Origin of the sequence: Actinoplanes sp. SE50/110 (genome assembly GCF_900119315.1) — a bacterium.
In the GTDB taxonomy this organism is placed as follows: Bacteria; Actinomycetota; Actinomycetes; order Mycobacteriales; family Micromonosporaceae; genus Actinoplanes.
In genome coordinates this window covers 1,872,924-1,891,665 of record NZ_LT827010.1, presented here as the reverse complement: position 1 = coordinate 1,891,665, position 18,742 = coordinate 1,872,924, and the positions used below count along the sequence as shown (strand labels likewise).

Genomic DNA, 18,742 nt, shown 5'->3' with positions numbered 1-18,742 from the left:
GCCGGGGATCAGGCCACCGCCGCCGGGCCGAGGATCATCTTGAGGTCGGCGCGCAGCGCGGGGGTGGCCGCGACCCGGGCCGCGACCAGCCGCACCACCGTGGTCCGCTTGCCGTTCTGCAGGTGGACGTGCACCTCGGTGTCGCCGGGGTGGCTGACCAGGATGTCCTTGAGCTCGTCGACGAGCGGCGGGGTGACCCTGGTGATCGGCATGGTGAGGACCACCGGCTTGCTGTCCGGGTTATGGGATATATCGGGAATGGACATGTCCATCGCCATGATCCGCGGGGTGTCGTCGCGCCGGTCGACCCGGCCCTTGACCACCACGATCGCGTCCTCGGCGATGTACTGCCCGATCAGCTCGTACGTGTTCGGGAAGAACAGCGTCTCGACCCCACCGGCCAGGTCCTCCACGGTGGCCGACGCCCAGGCCCGGCCCTGCTTGGTGATCCGGCGCTGCACCCCGGTGAGGATGCCCGCGATGGTGACCACCTGGCCGTCCTGCACCGAACCGTCCTCGTTGAGCGCGGCGATGCTGATGTCCGCGTTGCTCTGCAGCACCTGCTCCAGCCCGGCCAGGGGATGGTCGGAGACGTAGAGACCGAGCATCTCCCGCTCGAAGGTTAGCTTGTCGCGCTTGTCCCACTCACTGTCCGGAATGGTGGGCATCGCCACGGTCGCCGACGACCCGGCGCTGTCCCCGAACGCGCCGAACAGGTCGAACTGGCCGGCCGCCTCGTTCCGCTTGACCCCGGCGTACGCGTCGATCGCCTCGGCGTGCACGGCGAGCAGCCCCTTGCGGGAGTGGCCCATCGAGTCGAACGCCCCGGCCTTGATCAGCGATTCGATGGTCCGCTTGTTGCAGGCCACCGCGTCCACCTTGGACAGGAAGTCGTAGAAGTCGGTGTACTCGCCCTTCTCCTTGCGGCACCGGGCGATCGCCTCGACCACGTTGCCGCCGACGTTGCGGACCGCGCCCAGACCGAACCGGATGTCCCGGCCCACCGGGGTGAACGGGCCGGCCGACTGGTTCACGTCCGGCGGCAGCACCTGGATACCCATCCGGCGACACTCGGCCAGATAGACGGCCATCTTGTCCTTGTCGTCGCCGACACTGGTCAGCAGCCCGGCCATGTACTCCGCCGGGTAGTGCGCCTTCAGGTACGCCGTCCAGTAGGAGACCAGGCCGTACGCCGCGGAGTGCGCCTTGTTGAACGCATAGCCGGCGAACGGCACCAGCACGTCCCACACCGCCTGGATCGCCTCGTCGGAGTAGCCGTGCTCGCGGCAGCCGTCGCGGAACGGGATGAACTCCTTGTCGAGGATCTCCTTCTTCTTCTTGCCCATCGCGCGGCGCAGCAGGTCGGCCTGGCCGAGCGAGTAGCCGGCGAGGATCTGCGCGGCGCGCTGCACCTGCTCCTGATAGACGATCAGGCCGTAGGTGGGCTCCAGGATCTCGCGCAGCGGCTCCTCCAGCTCCGGGTGGATCGGGGTGATCTCCTGGAGTCTGTTCTTGCGCAGCGCGTAGTTGGTGTGCGAGTCGACGCCCATCGGGCCGGGCCGGTACAGCGCCAGCACGGCCGAGATGTCCTCGAAGTTGTCCGGTTTCATCAGCCGCAGCAGCGAGCGCATCGGGCCGCCGTCGAGCTGGAACACACCGAGGGTGTCACCGCGGGCGAGCAACTCGTACGCCGGCTTGTCGTCCAGCGGCAGGGCCAGCAGGTCGAGCGGGGCGCCGTGGTTGAGCTCGATGTTCTTGTTGGCGTCGTCGATGATCGTCAGGTTGCGCAGGCCCAGGAAGTCCATCTTGAGCAGGCCGAGCGTCTCGCAGGTCGGGTAGTCGAACTGCGTGATGATCACGCCGTCCGAGGCCCGGCGCATCAGCGGGATGTGGTCGATGATCGGCTCGGCGGACATGATCACGCCGGCCGCGTGCACGCCGGTCTGCCGGATCAGGCCCTCGATCCCGCGCGCGGTGTCGATCACCTTCTTGACGTCCGGGTCGGTCTCGTACAGCTGACGGATCTCGCCGGCCTCGTTGTACCGCTTGTGTTCCTTGTCGAAGATGCCGGAGAGCGGGATGCCCTTGCCCATCACGTCCGGCGGCATCGCCTTGGTGATCCGGTCGCCGACCGCGAACGGGTAGCCCAGCACCCGGGCCGAGTCCTTGATCGCGGCCTTCGCCTTGATCGTGCCGAACGTGGCGATCTGGGCGACCTTGTCGTCCCCCCACTTCTCGGTGACGTAGCGGATCACCTCGGCCCGCCGGCGCTCGTCGAAGTCGATGTCGACGTCGGGCATCGAAATGCGCTCCGGGTTCAGGAAGCGCTCGAAGATCAGGCCGTGCGGCAGCGGATCGAGGTCGGTGATGCCCATGGCGTACGCGATCAGCGACCCCGCCGCGGACCCGCGCCCCGGGCCGACCGCGATCCCGTTGTTCTTCGCCCACTGGATGAAGTCGGCGACCACCAGGAAGTACGCCGGGAAGCCCATGCTGATGATCACACCGAGCTCGTACTCGGCCTGCGTGACGTGGGTGTCCGGGATGCCGGCCGGGAACCGCTTGCGCAGCCCCTCGAACGCCACGTGCCGGAAGTACTCCTCCTCGGAGAAGCCGTCCGGGATGGGGAACCGGGGCATCAGGTTCTTGAACGTGAACATCCCCTCGATGTCCACCTTCTCGGCGACCAGCAGGGTGTTGCGGCAGCCCTGCTGCCAGGCCTCGGAGGAGTCCACCGCGCGCATCTGCTCGGCCGACTTCACGAAGTAGCCGTTGCCGTCGAACCGGAACCTGTTCGGGTCGGCGATGTTGCTGCCGGTCTGCACGCACAGCAGCACGTCGTGCGCCTCGGCCTGGGCCTCGAAGGTGTAGTGCGAGTCGTTGGTGACCAGGGGCGGGATGTTGAGTTTCCGGCCGATCTCCAGCAGGCCGTCGCGGACCCGCTTCTCGATCGACAGGCCGTGGTCCATGATCTCGAGGAAGTAGTAGTCCTTACCGAGGGCCTCCTGATACATCGCGGCCGACTTCAGTGCCTCGTCGAACTGGCCGAGCCGCAGCCGGGTCTGCACGGCGCCGGACGGGCAGCCGGTGGTGCCCATGATGCCCTCGGCGTGCTCGGCGATGATGTCGAAGTCCATCCGCGGGTATTTACCGAGCTGGCCCTCGATGGAGGCCCGCGAGTTCAGCCGGAACAGGTTCTTCAGCCCGACCGCGTTGCGTGCCCACATCGTCATGTGGGTATACGCACCGTTACCGGAGATGTCGTCCGATTTCTGCTCCGGGCGGCCCCACTTGATCCGGCTCTTGTTCAGCCGCGAATCCGGGGCGACATAGGCCTCGACGCCGATCAGCGGGGTGATCCCGGCCGCCTTGGACTGCGTGTACATCTCGTAGGCGCCGTGCATGTTGCCGTGGTCGGTGATCGCGGCGGCCGGCATGCCGAGCCGTTTCGCCTCACTGATGAGTTCCTTGACCCGGGCCGCTCCGTCGAGCATTGAATACTCTGTGTGAACGTGCAGGTGCACGAAGGAGTCTGACACCCGGGCCCCCTCTTCTGTTGGCGAGGCGGATCAGCTTACTCCGCGAAGGGCTCCAGCATCACCGACGCGGCCCGCAACCACGCCTGCCGGGTCTCCGGTTGCAGATCGCCGTACTCGATCGACGAACCCACCTCCAGCGCCGGGTCGTAGGGCACCACCGCGACCGCGCGGGTGCGGGTCGCGAAGTGCTTCTTGAAGTCCGCCAGCAGCGGCAGGGCTCCCGGCGAGGGGCAGGAGATCAGCGTCACGGCGTTGGCCACCATGTCGCCCATCCCGCTCTCCTCCAGCACGTCGAGCATCCAGTCGGCGGTGAACGCGGCGTCCTCCCGGGGCACCGTGGTGATCACCAGCTGGTCGGCCATCCGCATGACCGTCTGCCAGTTCACGCTCTCCACGTTGTTGCCGGTGTCCACACAGATCACGTCGTGGGTGCGGCGCAGCAGGTCGGTCACCCGGCGCACGGTGCCCTGGTCCAGCCGCTGGGCGAAGCGCGGGTTCTCCTCGCCGGCGAGCACGTCGTAGGACCCGTCGGAGGCGTGCCGCAGGTACGCGTCGAGCTCCTGCAGCAGCGCGTCGCCGTGCAGGCCCTCGATCCGGTCCAGGTCGGCGAGCAGGTGCTTGATCGTCCGGGCGTGCCGGGCGCTGCCGGCCCGCAGGCCGAGCGTGCCGCGCAGCTCGTTGTCGTCCCAGGCGAGCACGCCGCGGCCGCGGACGCTGCCGATGGTGGCCGCGGCCAGCACGGTCGCGGTGGTCTTGTGGACGCCGCCCTTAGGGTTGGCGAAGGCCAGCACGCGCGGCTTGCCGAGCGTGCGGCGCAGCACCGCGGCCGAGCGGTCCAGACCCTCGTCGGTGCGGGTCTGCCGCCACTCGATCCGGGCACCGACCCCGGCGGCGGGTGCGAGCGGCGCCGGCGGGGCGAGGGACGCCGGCGGAGGCGGGGCGACCGGCGGCGCGAGCGGCGGAGAGACCGGCCGGGGGGCCAGTGGCGGGGAGACCGGGCGCGGGGCGAGCGGCGGCGTCGTGTACGCCTGCGGGGCGGCCGGGGGCGCCGCATAGGCGTGCGGGGCGGCCGGGGGCTGCCCGTAGCCGTTGGTCGCGGGATGACCGTTCGGCTGCGGCACCTGAGGCGGATAGCCGGGCGCCGGCGGATAGTCAGCCCGTGCGGGCGGTGCGGGCGGCGGGGTGACCGGCTGCGGCGACCGCGGCGCCGGCTCGAAGAAGCTGTGCTGCTGCTGGTCCGGGCGGGCCTGCCAGCGCGGATCGAGGGGGTTGACCGGCCGCTGCGGCATCGGCCGCTGCGGTTCCGCGGCCCCGTACCTCGGCTCGGCCTGGCGCTGGCCCTCGTAACCCCGGTTCTCCAGCGGGTTCACCGGCCGGGCCGACGCCCGGGTCGGCGGCGCCGGCGGCTGCTGCTGCCCCCACTGCTGCGGCACCGCGGCCGGATCGGCCCGCGGCTCGTCCGCCGGCTCCTCGGCGCGGTGACCGTGCCGGGCCCGGTCGAGCAGGGCCCGCCAGCGCGGGGCCGGCTCCGCAGGCCGGCCCCAGCCGGTCTCGGTCCCGTCCACGGCGTGTCCTTTCTGCGCCTACCCGACGTCGTGCTCCGGCGAGGGGGTCTCGCCAAGACAGGCTACGGAGGCAAACCCTATGCGGGCCACCGACCGACTGCCCATCCCCCCGTCGTTCTTGATCACATGACGGCACGCCGGTCGTGCACGTGCATCCACCCGAACGTTTCTTGATACGGAAAAATCAGCGGCCGGGTTCGGCGATCGACGCGACGGATGAGGCCTGAGCTGTGCCCACTTCGTCCTCCGAGGGTACGTCAGCCGGAGCCGTCGACGAGACGGCGACCGAGGGTGACCGGCCGGGACCACGCCCGGATGAGTGGGAAGTCACAGTGCCTCCGATCGACGACGGTAACCGTCCGGGCGATCCGGAGGCAACGCCCGGTGTCGCGGTTGGCACAGGCCGCACCGACGGGTCCGCGGTCACCAGGCCGCTCTCCTCGGGCCGCGGCGGCCGGAACTCGGTGTGGTCCAGGCTGCGCACCTCGGGAGCCGGGTCGACACCGCGCACCCCCGGCCGGGACGCGATGCCGCCCAGGGTCGCCGGTGCGGCGCGGATCACGGCCGCGAAGACACAGGAGCAGCCGGCCCGGTACGCCGCGGCCTCCTGCGCCGCGACCAGAGCGGCCGTGCCGTACGTGGTGCGCAGCCGCTGCTCGCGCTGCCCCTCGCCGGTCAGCGAGCGTTCCAGCCGGGACAGGTCGGCCTGCTCCCGGTCGCGCACCAGGGCCGCGTCGAGCATCCCGGCGGTCACGTCCCCGGGCATCGAGTAGACCGGGATCAGCGACACCTGGGTGCGCACCCCGGGCAGCGGCACCCGCGCGTACACCTGGGCCACCGTCGCGCCCGCCAGCAGCGCCGGCAGCTGGGCCGGCGCGGTGTAGTCGCGGAGGCTGACCAGCGCCCAGGTGTCCCCGGCGGCCGGGCCGGACGGGTCGGTGAGCATGCTGAGCTCACGCCGCGAGGAGTCCAGGTAACCGCCGACCGTCTGGCCCTCGATCACCCCGACCCGCACCACGTCACCCGGGTCGCCGCCGGACGGGTCGCCGGAGTGGCCGGCCCAGGCGACGGCGAGCACCAGCGTCGCGGTGGCGGCGGCCGCCACCCCGGTCATGATCTGCAACCGGAGCGAGCCGCCCCCGAACCTGACGAGGACCGCTCGCACACGATGCGCGGGCCCCACGGCGTCTCCCGGATGTCAGCAGGTCAGCCGGCGTCCTGCAGGACGTCCAGCGCGAATTTCAGGTCGTCAGGGTAGTCGCTGACGAAGCGGACCTCATCATGCGTCCGGGGGTGCAGGAAGCCCAGTTCCCGGGCGTGCAGCCACTGCCGGTTCAGCTTCAGCCGGGCGGCCAGGGTCGGATCCGCACCGTAGGTGAGATCGCCGACGCAAGGGTGCCGCAGCGCCGAGAAGTGCACCCGGATCTGGTGGGTACGCCCGGTCTCCAGCTTCACGTCGACCAGGCTGGCGGCGCGGAACGCCTCCAGTGTGTCGTAGTGGGTGACGCTCGGCTTGCCGCCGGACATCACCGCGAACCGGTAGTCGGCCGTCGGGTGTCGGTCGATCGGCGCGTCCACGGTGCCGCGCAGCGGGTCCAGGTGTCCCTGCACCACCGCGTGGTACCGCTTGTCCACCTCGCGCTCCTTGAACGCCCGCTTGAGCACGCTGTACGCCATCTCGGACTTGGCGACCACCATCAGGCCGGTGGTGCCGACGTCGAGGCGGTGCACGATGCCCTGGCGCTCGGCGGCGCCGCTGGTCGCCACGTTCTGCCCCATCGCGGCCAGACCGCTGACCACGGTCGGACCGGTCCAGCCGGGGCTCGGGTGGGCGGCCACGCCGACCGGCTTGTCCACCACCACGATGTCGTCGTCGCTGTAGATCACCGACAGGCCGTGCACCGGCTGGGCGACCAGCACCGGAGCAGTCACCGGCCGCGGCAGGGTCACCTCCAGCCAGGAACCCGCGGCGACCTTGTCCGATTTCGGCCGGGGGGCGCCGTCGACCAGCGCGTCCCCGGATTCGACCAGGTCGGCCGCGGCCGTGCGGGACAGCCCGAACAGCCGGGACACCGCCTGGTCCAGCCGCATCCCGTCCAGCCCGTCCGGGACGGGCAGCGAACGCGTGTCGCTCACGCCGTCTCCTCGGTCTCGACCTGCTCGTTCTTCGTGTTCTTCAGCCGGCTGCCGTCCCGCTGCCGGCCGGTGAGCTCCAGAAGCACCGCGAGGCAGACGCCCACGGTCAGGCAGCTGTCCGCGATGTTGAACACCGGGAACTTCTCCGCGTACGGCGCGAACACACTGATCATGTCGACCACCTTGCCCTGGAACGGGCCGGGTGCCCGGAACAGCCGGTCGGCCAGGTTGCCCAGCGCACCGCCGAGCACCAGACCGAGAGCGAGCGCCCACGGCACCGAACGCAGCCGGGTCGCCATCCAGCCGATCCAGCCGATCACCACCAGGGTGATCACCGGGAAGATCCAGGTGTGCGTGTCGCCGAAGCTGAACGCCGCCCCGCTGTTGCGCAGCAGGGACAGGTAGATCAGGCCACCGAGGATCCGGACCGGCTCGTTCGGGTCGAGATGCTCGGTGGAGAGGTACTTCACCCACTGGTCGAGCGCCAGCGCCAGCAGCGCGGTGGCACCCAGCACCGCGACGGCGCGCGCGGCGAACCGGGGAGCCTTGTCGGCGTTCAGCGTCGTTCCTCCAGTTGCTTGCATGACACACAGAGAGTCGCGGACGGGAAGGCGGCAATCCGCTCCACCGGGATCTGGTTGCCGCACCGCTCGCACCAACCGTAGTTGCCCTGTCCGAGCCGGTCGATGGCGCGTTCCACCTGTGTGATCCGCTCGAGCAGATTGTTGGCCAGCGTGATCTCCTGCTCGCGCTCGAACGTCTTGGTGCCGGTGTCGGCCTGGTCGTCCCCGGCCGAGTCGGCGAGCCGCTCCCGCGAAAGCTCGGTGATCTCACTGAGCGCATGATCGTACTCGGCCTGCAGCTCGGTGAGCCGCGCCACCAGAGCCTCCCGGATCTCGGCGGTCTCGGCCTCGCTGCGCTGCCGCTCGCCGGCCGCGTGGCCGCCCGAGGCGGGCCGGATGTCGGTTGCCTTGGCCATCGTCGCTCCCTCGGCCGCGCCCGGCGCGGCGGTCAGCGGTCCTCTTTCCACCGGGTTACCCGTCCCGCCGGCCGCTTACCCTCCGGCCGCCGGACCCCGGTAGATCTTGCCCCACCTGCAGAAATGGCGCGGCTGGAAAGACGCCGCGCACTCCGGAGGGTGGCAACGATACGGAAAGTGAGATGACCCGACAACCCGCCGGGCAGCCCCATTCCCGACAAACGGCATGAAACAGCCAGCCGGCGATCGGATACCCGACGATACACCCCAGGTCACCCCGGCATCACCGGTTGTCACTCTCCCCGGCGCCTGAATCCGGCCGCCCTACCTCTCGGCCACCAGTGCGGCCAAGAGCCCGGCCACCTCCGCGGCCGGCGCATCCACCGTGAAGACCTTGTCCCGGCTCGTCGCACCGACCCGCAGGCTCACCGCGGCGGCCCGCACCCCCAACGCGGCGGCCAGCGCCCGCCGGGCCGCCTCGGTCGCGTGGCCGTCGACCGCGGGCGCCGCCACCGCGATGATCACCGCCGTCCCGTGCGGGCCGGGGTAGCCGCCGCCGACCCGGGTCCGCCCGGCTCCCGGCCGCACCCGAACCGGCACTGACACCATCGGCGGTCAGCGGCGCGCGTTCGCGCCCAGCAGCCGGTCCACCGGCCGGCACAGGCCGCACGGGCTGAAGCCGAGCTCCACCGCCTCGGCCGCCGGCAGGGGCTCGGTCAGCCGCCCGACCAGGTGGGGGCAGTCCGCCATGTGGTAGCGGGGCCGCCCGTCCACCACGAGCACCTCGGTGTCGAACCGGGCCACCTGCACGGCGTCGGCGGGGCGCACCGCCTGCGGCAGCGGTTCGTCGTCCGGATCGTCGGCGTCCGGTTCCCCGAACCCGTCGTCGAGCCCGGCGTCGGTGGCCATCGGCCGCCGCCACGACTGGTCGTCGTCGTGTCCGCCGCGGGCCGCCCCGATGGTCGACGACGCGGCCTGATAGTCGGCCGCGGGCACCGGCGTTACGACGGTTTCGTCCGGGAGGTGTGTTCCCGCGGCACCCGCGTCATCGGTCGCCGGCGGAAGATCGACCGGCTCGCCGTGATCCGCCGCGGCCCGCTGCTCGTATACCTGGCCACCCGCCGGCGGCTCCGGGGCGGTGGGCGGGGCGGAGGCGAAGGTGGGCGGCTCGGCGTACCGCGAATCGGCTGCGAACGCGTCGCCGGCCGGGGCAGAATCGTGGGCGTCGGACGGCGCCCCGGTGGTGCGGCGCGGAGCCGGCGGCGGCGGGAAGTCGTCGTCCGGTGACTCCGGACGGTGCGCCGCGGCATTGCGCCGCGCGCCGATGACGAGGGCGACCGCGGCCAGCAGGCTGGCCACGATCGACGCTATGAGAAGGCTGCTCGACCCGCGGACCAGGCCGATCGCGAGGCACACCACCGCGACGAGGATGAGCGGGAAACTAGCAGGGATCATGGCTCATCCTCGTCGTGGTGCGGGGCTGCGTCAGCGGCCCGTTTCGATGGCGTTCGACCGGCCGCCGTACGACCCGGCCAGGCCGGCCGCGGCGAGGCCGCCGGAACCGCCGACCGCACGGCTCGCGTCGGCGCGCGCCATCTCGGCCTCCAGGCCCTGACCACGACCGTCGAGGTCGCGCAGCTGGCTCTCCAGGTACGCCTTCAGCCGCGTGCGGTACTCCCGCTCGAACTGCTTCAGCTCCTCGATGTGCTTCTGCAGCGCGGTCCGCTTGGCGTCCAGGCCGCCCATGGCCTCCTGGTGCCGCTGGCGCGCGTCGCGCTCGAGGGCATCGGCCTTGGCCCGGGCCTCCCGGGTGACCTCCTCCGCCTTGGAGCGGGCGTCGGAGAGCAGCTTGTCGGCCTCGCGGCGGGCGTCGGACACGTGGTCGTCGGCGGTGCGCTGGGCCATCATCAGCACCCGCAGCGCCTGCTGCTCGCCGTCGGCGCCGGTCGGGCCGGCACCCGGGCCGGGGCCCTGGGCACGCACCTGCTCCAGCTCGGCCTGCATCTGCCGGGCCGCCTGCTCGGCCGCCGTCTTGTCCCGCTGGACGCGGTCAAGCTGGCCTTTCAGGTCGTTGAGCTCGGCCGCGAGGCGGGGGTCGGCGCTCGGGCCGGCTGGTGCGCCACCCCGGCCGCCGCGCTCCACCTGGGCGCGCAGCTCGTTGTTCTCCTCGATCAGACGGGCGAGCTCGCGCTCGACCTCGTCCAGGAAGGCGTCGACCTCCTCCTCGTCGTACCCCCGCTTGCCGATCGGGGGCTTCTTGAAGGCGACGTTATGCACGTCGGCCGGGGTCAGCGGCATCGAAACTCCTCGGGTCAGTCGCGGCCGCGGTTGGGGCTGCTGTCTATCTGTAGTTCAAGATGAGCTGAAGGAGCACTAACTGCATGAGCACGAACAGGATAACCAGCAGCACGATGGAAGCCAGGTCCAAACTCACGTTACCAATGCGCAGCGGTGGGATCACACGCCTCAACGCCTTCAAAGGCGGATCCGTGACGCTCCACACCACCTCGAGTGCGGCGGACGCGCCCCGGCCCGGCTGCCATCGGCGTCCGTACTGGAGCACCGCACCCAGGACGAACCTGCTCAGCAGCACCAGGAAGAAGAAGTAAACCAACAGATAGAGAATCTGGAACACGATCGACAGCACGTCCGGCGGATCCCTCGTTCGGGTCAACTCTGGGCGAAGAACCCGCCCTCAGCGATCTTGGCCTTGTCCTCCGCGGTGACCTGGACATTCGCCGGTGAGAGCAGGAATACCCGGTTGGTCACGCGCTCGATCGTACCCCGCAGGCCGAAAGCCAGCCCGGCGGCGAAGTCCACCAGTCGGCGAGCGTCCGATTCATCCATCTCGGTGAGATTGATGATGACCGGCGTGCCGTCCCGGAAGTGCTCGCCGATGGTCCGCGCCTCGCGGTACGTGGTGGGGTGCAGCGTGGTGATCTGATACCGCTGCTCGTCCTCGATCGGACGCTGCTGCACCTGCGGCTGGTGCACCGGCTGCGGGGCGAGCGCGAGGTTCTCCCGGGTGGAGTAGGTGAGCGCCGAGGGCTGCTCGGGCGCCACCGCGGCCGGCCGGGTGATCGAGCGCACGCTGGACCGCTCGATCCGGTCCTCGTCGTCCCGGTCGAGCTCGGCGCGCACCGAGGAGGCGCGGTCGCTGAGCCGGGACGTGCGCTCGGTGCGCTCGGAGCGGACCGGACGCCGGGGCGCGGGCCGCTCGTCCTCCTCCTCGTCGTCGAAGTCGCCGGAGTAGCGGTCGCCGGACGAGTAGCGGTCCTGGTCGCGATCGTGCCGATCGGACCGCGACGACCGGTAGGAGCTCTCGCGGTATCCCCGCTCCTCGTAGTCGCGCTCGTCCTCCTCCTCGGCAAGACCCAGCCAGACGGCCGCCTTACGGAAAGTACTCATAGCCCCCACCTCCGTCCGCTGTTGCGGCCCGCGCCCCCTCATGGCGTGCCGCGTCCCCCCTGGCGAGCCGGACACCGGGTCCGTTACGGACCGGCGGCCTGCTGCGACGCTGCGTCGTCGGACGCAACGGCCGCCGGTGGTGGCGCGTCGCGTAAAACAACACCTGTGTAGTTTGCTGCCCGCCGCAAGGCTACCGCAGCGAGTTTCGCATCCCGAGTAAAGATGTACCGATCCGTACGTGTGTCGCCCCGTGCCGGATCGCCGCCTCCAGGTCGCCACTCATGCCCGCGGACAGCGTGGTGGCCCCGGGATGCGTGCTGACCAGGGCACCGGCCAGCTCGGCCAGCCGGGCGAAGGCCCGGTCGGGATCCTCGCCTAGCGGTGCGACCGCCATCAGCCCGCCGAGCCGGAGACCGTCCGACGCCGCCACCGCGTCGGATACCCGCCAGAGATCATCCCCACTCGCGCCGCCGCGCTGGGGATCGCCGTCCAGGCTGACCTGGACCAGCACCTCCAGCGGGGAATCGCGGACCGCCACGGCGGCCCGGTCCAGCGCCGTCACCAGGCGCACCGAATCCACGGACTCGACGACATCGGCGTACGAGGCAACCGATTTGGCCTTGTTCCGTTGCAGTTGGCCGACGAAGTGCCAGCGCAGGGCGACCCCGGCGGCCCGCGCCTCGGCAGCCTTGCCGGCCGCCTCCTGATCCTTGTTCTCCCCGGCGTCGGTCACGCCGAGCCCGGCGAGCAACAGCACGTCACTCGCCGGATACGTCTTGGTCACCGCGGTCAGCGTGACCGCCCCGGGCGGCCGTCCGGCCGCCACCCGGGCACGCTCGATCCGCTCCCGCACCGCACGCAGATTGGCGGCGAGCTCGGCCCGCCGCCCCTCGTCGAACTCCATGAGTCGGGATCAGGACCCGTTCTTCAGGAAGTCGGGCACGTCCACGTCGTCGAACAGGATCTGCTTGCGCGGCGCCGGCGTGGCCGGGGCGGACGGCGCCTGGTGCGGGGTCAGCGAGGTCGAGCTGACCGGCGCCGAGCTGCGCGGCTCGGCCTGCGGGAGCACCTTGTTGCGCACCGTCTCGACCGGCTTGTACGAGGGCGAGCCCCCGTCGAACCCGGCCGCGATCACGGTCACCCGCACCTCGTCGCCGAGCGCGTCGTCGATGACCGCGCCGAAGATGATGTTCGCATCCGGGTGGGCCGCGTCGGTGACCAGCTGCGCCGCATCGTTGATCTCGAACAGGCCGAGGTCGGAGCCGCCGGCGATGGAGAGCAGCACGCCGCGCGCGCCGTCCATGCTCTGCTCCAGCAGCGGGCTGGAGATGGCCCGCTCGGCCGCCTCGACGGCGCGGTTGTCGCCGCGCGCGCTGCCGATGCCCATGAGCGCGCTGCCCGCGTTGCTCATCACGCTCTTGACGTCGGCGAAGTCGAGGTTGATCAGACCCGGCGTGGTGATCAGGTCGGTGATGCCCTGCACGCCGGAGAGCAGGACCTGGTCGGCCTGCCGGAACGCGTCCATCATGCTGATCCCGCGGTCGCCGAGCGCGAGCAGCCGGTCGTTCGGGATCACGATCAGCGTGTCGCACTGGTTGCGCAGCTCGTCGATGCCGGCCTCGGCCTGCACCTGGCGCCGCTTGCCCTCGAACGAGAACGGGCGGGTCACCACGCCGATGGTCAGCGCGCCCAGCTTGCGGGCGATGTTCGCGACCACCGGGGCGCCGCCGGTACCGGTGCCGCCGCCCTCGCCACACGTCACGAAGACCATGTCGGCGCCCTTGAGCACCTCCTCGATCTCGTCACGGTGGTCCTCGGCGGCGTTCTTGCCGACGTCGGGCTGGGCGCCGGCGCCCAGTCCCCGGGTCAGTTCCCGACCGACGTCCAGTTTCACGTCGGCATCGCTCATCAGCAGGGCCTGGGCATCGGTGTTGATCGCGATGAACTCGACGCCTTTGAGCCCAACCTCGATCATGCGGTTCACGGCGTTCACGCCGCCACCGCCGATGCCGACGACCTTGATGACCGCAAGGTAGTTGTGCGGAGGTGTCATCGGGCTCAGCCTTCCCTTCCGGGGTTGGCGATCGTCAAGGGCCCCTGCGGTTCCGGTGGGATCCGCACTTCGACGATCGCTGCCGTCCAAGGGAGGGCGAGGAAACCCTCACCCTCTACTAGAGGTTTAAAGTTATGTCAACCACTCAAACCTCTCGACGCAACGTATGCGGACATCGCGCTCGGACCAAAGAACCCGAGCGGCGTGTCGCGTGCGCTTATGTGGCGAGTATGCGACTCACCCGTAACCTCGGACGAAATATTCCGTTCGTACGTTTTTGTCGGTTCTGTGATGTCTTACCGGATAGTAACGATCTTCGGTGCGCTCACGTCGATTTCCGACGCCCTGTTCTTCAACAGTGCCGTCGCCACCTTGCTCTTCAGGTCGCTCTCGGTGTCGTCTCCCCAGATCACCACCCGGCCGCCGCGCAACTCCAGCCGGATCGCCACCGGTGAGATGACCGACACGGCGTCCAGCTGCTCGCGCAACTCGTCACTGAGGGCGGCCAGCACCTTCAGCGCCGACCCGGTATTAGCGTCGTTCGGCCCCGGGGTCGCGACCTTGGCCAACGGCAGCCCGTCCGGTTTCCGCTCGGCCGACCGGAACGGCACGCCGGCCCGGTCGATCAGGGTGAAACCGCTCCGGCCCGGCACCGCGGCCACCGCGACCCGCTCCACCACCTCGATCCGCAGGGTGGACGGCCAGGCCCGGGTGACCACCACCCGGTCGACCGCGGCCAGGCCGCGCACCCGGGCGCTCACGTCACCCAGGTCGACCCGGGCCAGCGGCTGCCGGTCCGGCACCGCCGCGGCGGCCCGCACCTGAGCCGCGTCCAGCGTCTGCACGCCGACCACGTCGACGGTCCGCACCCCGAGCACCGCCGTGCCGTAGAACAGCCAGGCCACCCCGCCGGCGACCAGCAGCACCCCGGCCCCGATCAGCCAGGGCAGCGCGGCCCGCAGCCGCCGCTGCCGGGCACGGGCCATGAACCGGCGGGCCGACGGCGGCACCGCGTCGGTGTCCGCGCGCACCAGTCGCCAGTTGCGCGTGCCCGGCCCGGCCACCCGGTCAGCCCGCGAAATCCGGGGTCAGGTCGGCCTCGGCGAGCGCGGCCAGCAGCTCGTCGCCCATCAGCGAGATCGGCGGCGCGCCCATGGTCACCACCACGTCCCCGGGGCGGCTGCGGCGGACCACCTCGGCCGGGACGTCATCCCAGTCCGGAACGAAGACCTTGCGGTCGGCGGGCAGGTCGATCGCGGCGGTCAGGGCGAGGCCGCCCTCACCGGGACCGCGGGTCTCCCCCGGCCCGAACACCTCCATGATGATCGCCTGGTCGGCCAGCGCCAGCCCCTCGGCGAGTTCGGCCTGCAGGTCCCGGGTGCGGTACACCCGGTACGGCTGGAAGACCACCAGCAGGCGCCCGTCGCCGGCCACCTCGCGCAGCGTGCGCAGCGCGGCCAGCACCGAGGTCGGGTGGTACGCGTACTCGTCGTAGACCCGCACGCCGGCCGCGATGCCCTTGCGCTCGAAACGGCGGCGCACCCCCGGGAACGACTCCAGCGCCTCGGTGATCTTGGCCAGCGGCAGGCCCAGCTTGAGCGCGGTGAGCACGGTCGCGGCGCTGTTCAGGCCCATGTGCTTGCCGGGCAGCGCGAGCTTGAACTCACCGAGCGTCTCGCCGTGCAGGATGGCCGTGTAGCGCACCCCGCTGACGGTCGAGACCACGTCGGTGATCCGCAGGTCGGCGTCGGCGGACTCGCCGTAGGTGTAGACCGTCCTGCCCTGCGCCCGGAGCCCGGCGATCAGCTCCTCGGTGCCCGGCCCGTCGGCGCAGGTCACCACGAACCCGTCGGCCAGCCCGCCGAACTCCAGGAAGCCCGCCTTGAGCGTCTCCAGGTCACCCCAGTTGTTGAGGTGGTCACCCTCGATGTTGGTGATGATCGCGACGTGCGGGCGGTAGATCAGGAACGACCGGTCGTGCTCGTCGGCCTCGGCCACGAAGTGTGGCCCGCTGCCGTGGTGCCCGTTCGACCCGGCCGCGGAGAGCTCGCCGCCGATCACGAAGGACGGGTCCTGGCCGGCGTGCTGCAGGATCACCGTCATGATCGAGGTGGTGGTGGTCTTGCCGTGGGTGCCGGCCACCGCGATGGTCTGTCGGCCGGTCATCGCCGCGGCCAGCGCCTCCGAGCGGTGCAGGACCCGCAGCCCGCGCCGGCGGGCCTCGACCATCTCCACGTGGTCCTTCGGGATGGCGGTGGAGTAGACGACCGTGTCGACCCCGTCGAGGTTCGACGCCTCGTGGGCCATGTGCACGGTCCCGCCGAGCGCGCGCATCCCGGCCAGGGCGGGCCACTCGCGCAGCTCGCTGCCGGAGACCGGGATGCCCCGGGTCAGCAGGAGCCGGGCCAGGCCGGCCATGCCGACGCCGCCAATCCCGATCAGGTGCACGCTGCCCAGTTCCTCGGCGGTCATCTCACCGGCCGGCGTCAACTCCGCCGTGTTCACCACGTCTCTCCCTCGATCACTGAAATGCTCACCGGTCCACCGCTTCCAGAACGAAGCGCAGCAACTGCTCGTCGCCGTCGCGCCGGCCGTACCGGCCGGCGGCGTGACCCATCGCGGCCAGCCGCTGCCGGTCCCGGGCCAGCGGGATGATGTTCCGCTCGATCCACTCCGGGGTCAGCTCGCTGTTGTCGACCAGCATGCCGCCGCCCGCCTCGACCACCGGGATCGCATTGCGCCGCTGCTCCTGGTTGGAGAACGGGTACGGCACGTAGATCGCCGGCATGCCCAGCGCGGTGGTCTCGGCGACGGTGATCGCCCCGCCCCGGCAGAGCATCAGGTCGGCGGCAGCGTATCCGAGCTGCATGTCCGACAGGTAGGGCACGACGACATAGGGCACCGGCAGGTCGTCGGGCACCTCGAACGGGTCGTTGCGCCCGCCCTGCACGTGCAGCACCTGGATGCCGGCGTGGGCCAGCCGCTTGGCCGCGGCGGCCACCGCCAGGTTGATCGTGCGGGCGCCGGACGAGCCGCCGGAGACGAACAGCACCGGCAGGTCGGGGCGCAGCCCGAAGTGGTAGAGCGCCTGCGGGCGCAACGCCGGGCGGTCCATCCGGGTGATCCCGGTCCGCAGCGGGACGCCGACCAGGCGCGCGTTGCGCAGCGACTCGGCCTGCTCCAGCTGGTGCGGGAAACCCACGGCGACCCGCTTGGTGAATTTCATCCCCATCCGGTTCGCCACGCCGGGCGGCACGTTCACCTCGTGCACCACGATCGGCAGCTCGCGGCGCCAGGCCGCCAGGTAGGCCGGGACCGACACGTACCCGCCGAAGCCGACCACCACCTCGGCCTGCACCTCGTCGAGGATCTCCCCGGCCGCATGGGTGGACTTGTACATCCGGTCCGGGGTGCGCAGCAGGTCGAAGTTGAGCGAGCGGGGCAGCTGGAACGCCGGGATCACCCGCAGGTCGTAGCCCGCCGCCGGGATCAGCTGGTTCTCCATGCCCTTGGGGCTGCCCAGCGTGGTGATCCGGATCTGCGGGAAATGGCGGCGTAAGGCGTCGGCGAAGGCGAGCAGCGGATAGATGTGTCCGCCGGTGCCTCCCCCGGCGAGCACGACCGACCGCAGCTGAACCATCACCGTCTCCCCTCGCCCCCCGTACGCACCGGTTGTCCCGGCCGCCGCTGCGGAGGAACCGGCGGCAGCGGGGCCCAGACTAGTCGCACCCATCGGGGCGTCGGACGGGCGTTCAAAGCTCGGGCCGCGTCCGGCTCCGCCCGGGCGAACGAGGCCAGCATGCCGATCGCCGCCATGGCCACCACGAGAGCGCTACCACCTGCGGAGATGAACGGTAGCGGAAGGCCGGTGATGGGCAGCAGGCCGACCACCCCACCCATGTTGATCACCGCCTGGGCGACCAGCCAGGTGGTGATCGCGGCGGCCGCCAGCCGGCGGAACGGGTCGGCCGAGCGGCGGGCGATCCGGAATCCGGAGTAGGCCAGCACCGCGTAGAGCGCCAGCACCACGACGCAGCCGACCAGGCCGAGCTCCTCGGCGACGATCGCGTAGATGAAGTCGTTCTGCGCCTCCGGCACCCAGCCCCACTTGAGCGCGCCCTTGCCCAGGCCGACGCCGAACCAGCCGCCCTCGAAGATCGCCGAGCGGCCCTGGACGATCTGGTAGCAGACGCCGTTCGGGTCACACTTGTCCAGCGGGGTGAGGAACGCGGTGATCCGCTGCACGCGGTAGTTCGGCGCGTCGGTCGAGCCCGACCCGCCACCCCGGGACGCCGCGGCGATCAGCAGGGCGATGCCGGTCAGGCCGAACACCCCGAGCGCGCCGAAGACCCGCAGCCGCACCCCGGCCGCCCAGAGCAGGCCGACGATCAGCGCGAGCAGCACCAGCATGGTGCCCACGTCGTTGTAGCCGACCAGGAGGAACAGCAGACCGACCACCGGGAACAGCGGCATCGCCAGCTCACGCCAGCGGCTCAGCGCCGGGCCCTTGCGGGCGATCATGTCGGCGCCCCACAGCACGATGCCCAGCTTGGCCAGCTCGGAGGGTTGGATGACGAGCCCCTGGAAGGAGAGCCAGAGCAGGCTGACCCGCAGCGGGCCGACCTGGGCGCTGTGGTTCTCGGTGACGTGCTTCACCTCGACCAGCACGTCGAGGATCACCAGCAGCAGGATGGCGAGGCCCAGCACGTACTTGCCGACGGCCCGCAGGGTGATCGCCGGCAACCGCTGGAAGACCCAGAACGCGACCAGGCCGAGCAGCGCGAAGACCGCCTGGTTGGCGATGCCGGAGAAGGCGTTGCCGTCGGCCGCGTACGACTGCACGCTGGACGCCGAGAACACCATGGTGAGCCCGATCAGCAGCAGCATCCCGGAGCTGGCGATCAGCAGGTAGTACGACGAGAGGGGTCGGGCCAGCAGCCCGTGCACCGCGGGCAGCAACTGCCGGCTCAGTGACGGGCGGTCCTGTCGGGTACGGTCGTCCGCCATGCCCACATCATCGTCGGGCGGACACGCCATCGACGTGACCATCGATGGCGTGTCA

General features: G+C 71.0%; 17 protein-coding genes. All 17 read right to left on the bottom strand.

Going from position 1 to position 18,742, the window contains the following annotated elements:
- Window positions 1-8 precede the first annotated feature (8 nt).
- Window positions 9-3,539: a DNA polymerase III subunit alpha gene (gene dnaE / locus ACSP50_RS08465; RefSeq protein ID WP_014688746.1), complete on the bottom strand. Its 3,531-nt coding sequence runs from the start codon at window positions 3,537-3,539 to the stop codon at window positions 9-11.
- Between the two features lie 35 nt (window positions 3,540-3,574).
- A complete protein-coding gene (locus ACSP50_RS08460) occupies window positions 3,575-5,104 on the bottom strand; it encodes an AAA family ATPase (protein ID WP_014688745.1) in 1,530 nt (509 codons plus the stop codon).
- 184 nt (window positions 5,105-5,288) lie between these two features.
- Window positions 5,289-6,218: a hypothetical protein gene (locus ACSP50_RS08455; RefSeq protein WP_155123455.1), complete on the bottom strand. Its 930-nt coding sequence runs from the start codon at window positions 6,216-6,218 to the stop codon at window positions 5,289-5,291.
- Between the two features lie 92 nt (window positions 6,219-6,310).
- Complete coding sequence (locus ACSP50_RS08450) at window positions 6,311-7,195, bottom strand: RluA family pseudouridine synthase (protein ID WP_231957014.1); 885 nt, start codon at window positions 7,193-7,195, stop codon at window positions 6,311-6,313.
- A gap of 41 nt (window positions 7,196-7,236) precedes the next feature.
- Window positions 7,237-7,824, bottom strand: coding sequence for a signal peptidase II (gene lspA / locus ACSP50_RS08445; RefSeq protein ID WP_014688742.1), 588 nt, complete (start codon window positions 7,822-7,824; stop codon window positions 7,237-7,239).
- On the bottom strand, window positions 7,797-8,219 hold the full coding sequence (locus tag ACSP50_RS08440; RefSeq protein WP_014688741.1) for a TraR/DksA family transcriptional regulator: 423 nt from the start codon (window positions 8,217-8,219) through the stop codon (window positions 7,797-7,799). The genes lspA and ACSP50_RS08440 overlap by 28 nt, the downstream gene beginning before the upstream one ends.
- Window positions 8,220-8,543: 324 nt before the next feature.
- On the bottom strand, window positions 8,544-8,828 hold the full coding sequence (locus tag ACSP50_RS08435; RefSeq protein ID WP_014688740.1) for a DUF167 family protein: 285 nt from the start codon (window positions 8,826-8,828) through the stop codon (window positions 8,544-8,546).
- Between the two features lie 6 nt (window positions 8,829-8,834).
- Window positions 8,835-9,674: a hypothetical protein gene (locus ACSP50_RS08430; RefSeq protein ID WP_014688739.1), complete on the bottom strand. Its 840-nt coding sequence runs from the start codon at window positions 9,672-9,674 to the stop codon at window positions 8,835-8,837.
- Between the two features lie 30 nt (window positions 9,675-9,704).
- The gene (locus ACSP50_RS08425; protein ID WP_014688738.1) at window positions 9,705-10,517 is read right to left on the bottom strand and encodes a DivIVA domain-containing protein; all 813 of its coding nucleotides are present in this window, start codon (window positions 10,515-10,517) and stop codon (window positions 9,705-9,707) included.
- A 43-nt stretch (window positions 10,518-10,560) separates the two neighbouring features.
- Window positions 10,561-10,866, bottom strand: a complete 306-nt coding sequence (locus ACSP50_RS08420) for a YggT family protein (RefSeq protein WP_014688737.1) — start codon at window positions 10,864-10,866, stop codon at window positions 10,561-10,563.
- Between the two features lie 23 nt (window positions 10,867-10,889).
- Window positions 10,890-11,627, bottom strand: a complete 738-nt coding sequence (locus tag ACSP50_RS08415; RefSeq protein ID WP_014688736.1) for a cell division protein SepF — start codon at window positions 11,625-11,627, stop codon at window positions 10,890-10,892.
- Between the two features lie 190 nt (window positions 11,628-11,817).
- Complete coding sequence (locus tag ACSP50_RS08410) at window positions 11,818-12,531, bottom strand: YggS family pyridoxal phosphate-dependent enzyme (protein WP_014688735.1); 714 nt, start codon at window positions 12,529-12,531, stop codon at window positions 11,818-11,820.
- A gap of 9 nt (window positions 12,532-12,540) precedes the next feature.
- Entirely contained in the window at window positions 12,541-13,680 is a 1,140-nt protein-coding gene (gene ftsZ / locus ACSP50_RS08405; RefSeq protein ID WP_014688734.1) for a cell division protein FtsZ, read from the bottom strand.
- A gap of 296 nt (window positions 13,681-13,976) precedes the next feature.
- Window positions 13,977-14,744 carry a cell division protein FtsQ/DivIB gene (locus tag ACSP50_RS08400; RefSeq protein WP_014688733.1) on the bottom strand — a complete coding sequence of 256 codons (768 nt, stop codon included), beginning with the start codon at window positions 14,742-14,744 and terminating at the stop codon, window positions 13,977-13,979.
- 4 nt (window positions 14,745-14,748) lie between these two features.
- On the bottom strand, window positions 14,749-16,152 hold the full coding sequence (gene murC, locus ACSP50_RS08395) for a UDP-N-acetylmuramate--L-alanine ligase (protein ID WP_172898863.1): 1,404 nt from the start codon (window positions 16,150-16,152) through the stop codon (window positions 14,749-14,751).
- Between the two features lie 61 nt (window positions 16,153-16,213).
- The gene (gene murG, locus ACSP50_RS08390; RefSeq protein ID WP_014688731.1) at window positions 16,214-17,320 is read right to left on the bottom strand and encodes an undecaprenyldiphospho-muramoylpentapeptide beta-N-acetylglucosaminyltransferase; all 1,107 of its coding nucleotides are present in this window, start codon (window positions 17,318-17,320) and stop codon (window positions 16,214-16,216) included.
- Complete coding sequence (locus ACSP50_RS08385; protein ID WP_052311533.1) at window positions 17,320-18,687, bottom strand: FtsW/RodA/SpoVE family cell cycle protein; 1,368 nt, start codon at window positions 18,685-18,687, stop codon at window positions 17,320-17,322. Before ACSP50_RS08385 ends, murG begins: the two co-directional genes overlap by 1 nt.
- Between the last annotated feature and the right edge of the window lie 55 nt (window positions 18,688-18,742).

What these genes read in the sequence shown, in the direction of transcription:
- ACSP50_RS08425 (WP_014688738.1), bottom strand. Translation starts at nt 10,517, where the DNA reads ATGCCGCTGACCCCGGCCGACGTGCATAACGTCGCCTTCAAGAAGCCC.
- ACSP50_RS08415 (WP_014688736.1), bottom strand. Translation starts at nt 11,627, where the DNA reads ATGAGTACTTTCCGTAAGGCGGCCGTCTGGCTGGGTCTTGCCGAGGAG.
- ACSP50_RS08450 (WP_231957014.1), bottom strand. Translation starts at nt 7,195, where the DNA reads ATGCGGCTGGACCAGGCGGTGTCCCGGCTGTTCGGGCTGTCCCGCACG.
- murG (WP_014688731.1), bottom strand. Translation starts at nt 17,320, where the DNA reads ATGGTTCAGCTGCGGTCGGTCGTGCTCGCCGGGGGAGGCACCGGCGGA.
- ACSP50_RS08440 (WP_014688741.1), bottom strand. Translation starts at nt 8,219, where the DNA reads ATGGCCAAGGCAACCGACATCCGGCCCGCCTCGGGCGGCCACGCGGCC.
- ftsZ (WP_014688734.1), bottom strand. Translation starts at nt 13,680, where the DNA reads ATGACACCTCCGCACAACTACCTTGCGGTCATCAAGGTCGTCGGCATC.
- murC (WP_172898863.1), bottom strand. Translation starts at nt 16,152, where the DNA reads ATGACCGCCGAGGAACTGGGCAGCGTGCACCTGATCGGGATTGGCGGC.
- ACSP50_RS08410 (WP_014688735.1), bottom strand. Translation starts at nt 12,531, where the DNA reads ATGGAGTTCGACGAGGGGCGGCGGGCCGAGCTCGCCGCCAATCTGCGT.
- ACSP50_RS08430 (WP_014688739.1), bottom strand. Translation starts at nt 9,674, where the DNA reads ATGATCCCTGCTAGTTTCCCGCTCATCCTCGTCGCGGTGGTGTGCCTC.
- lspA (WP_014688742.1), bottom strand. Translation starts at nt 7,824, where the DNA reads ATGCAAGCAACTGGAGGAACGACGCTGAACGCCGACAAGGCTCCCCGG.
- ACSP50_RS08455 (WP_155123455.1), bottom strand. Translation starts at nt 6,218, where the DNA reads ATGACCGGGGTGGCGGCCGCCGCCACCGCGACGCTGGTGCTCGCCGTC.
- ACSP50_RS08385 (WP_052311533.1), bottom strand. Translation starts at nt 18,687, where the DNA reads ATGGCGGACGACCGTACCCGACAGGACCGCCCGTCACTGAGCCGGCAG.
- ACSP50_RS08435 (WP_014688740.1), bottom strand. Translation starts at nt 8,828, where the DNA reads ATGGTGTCAGTGCCGGTTCGGGTGCGGCCGGGAGCCGGGCGGACCCGG.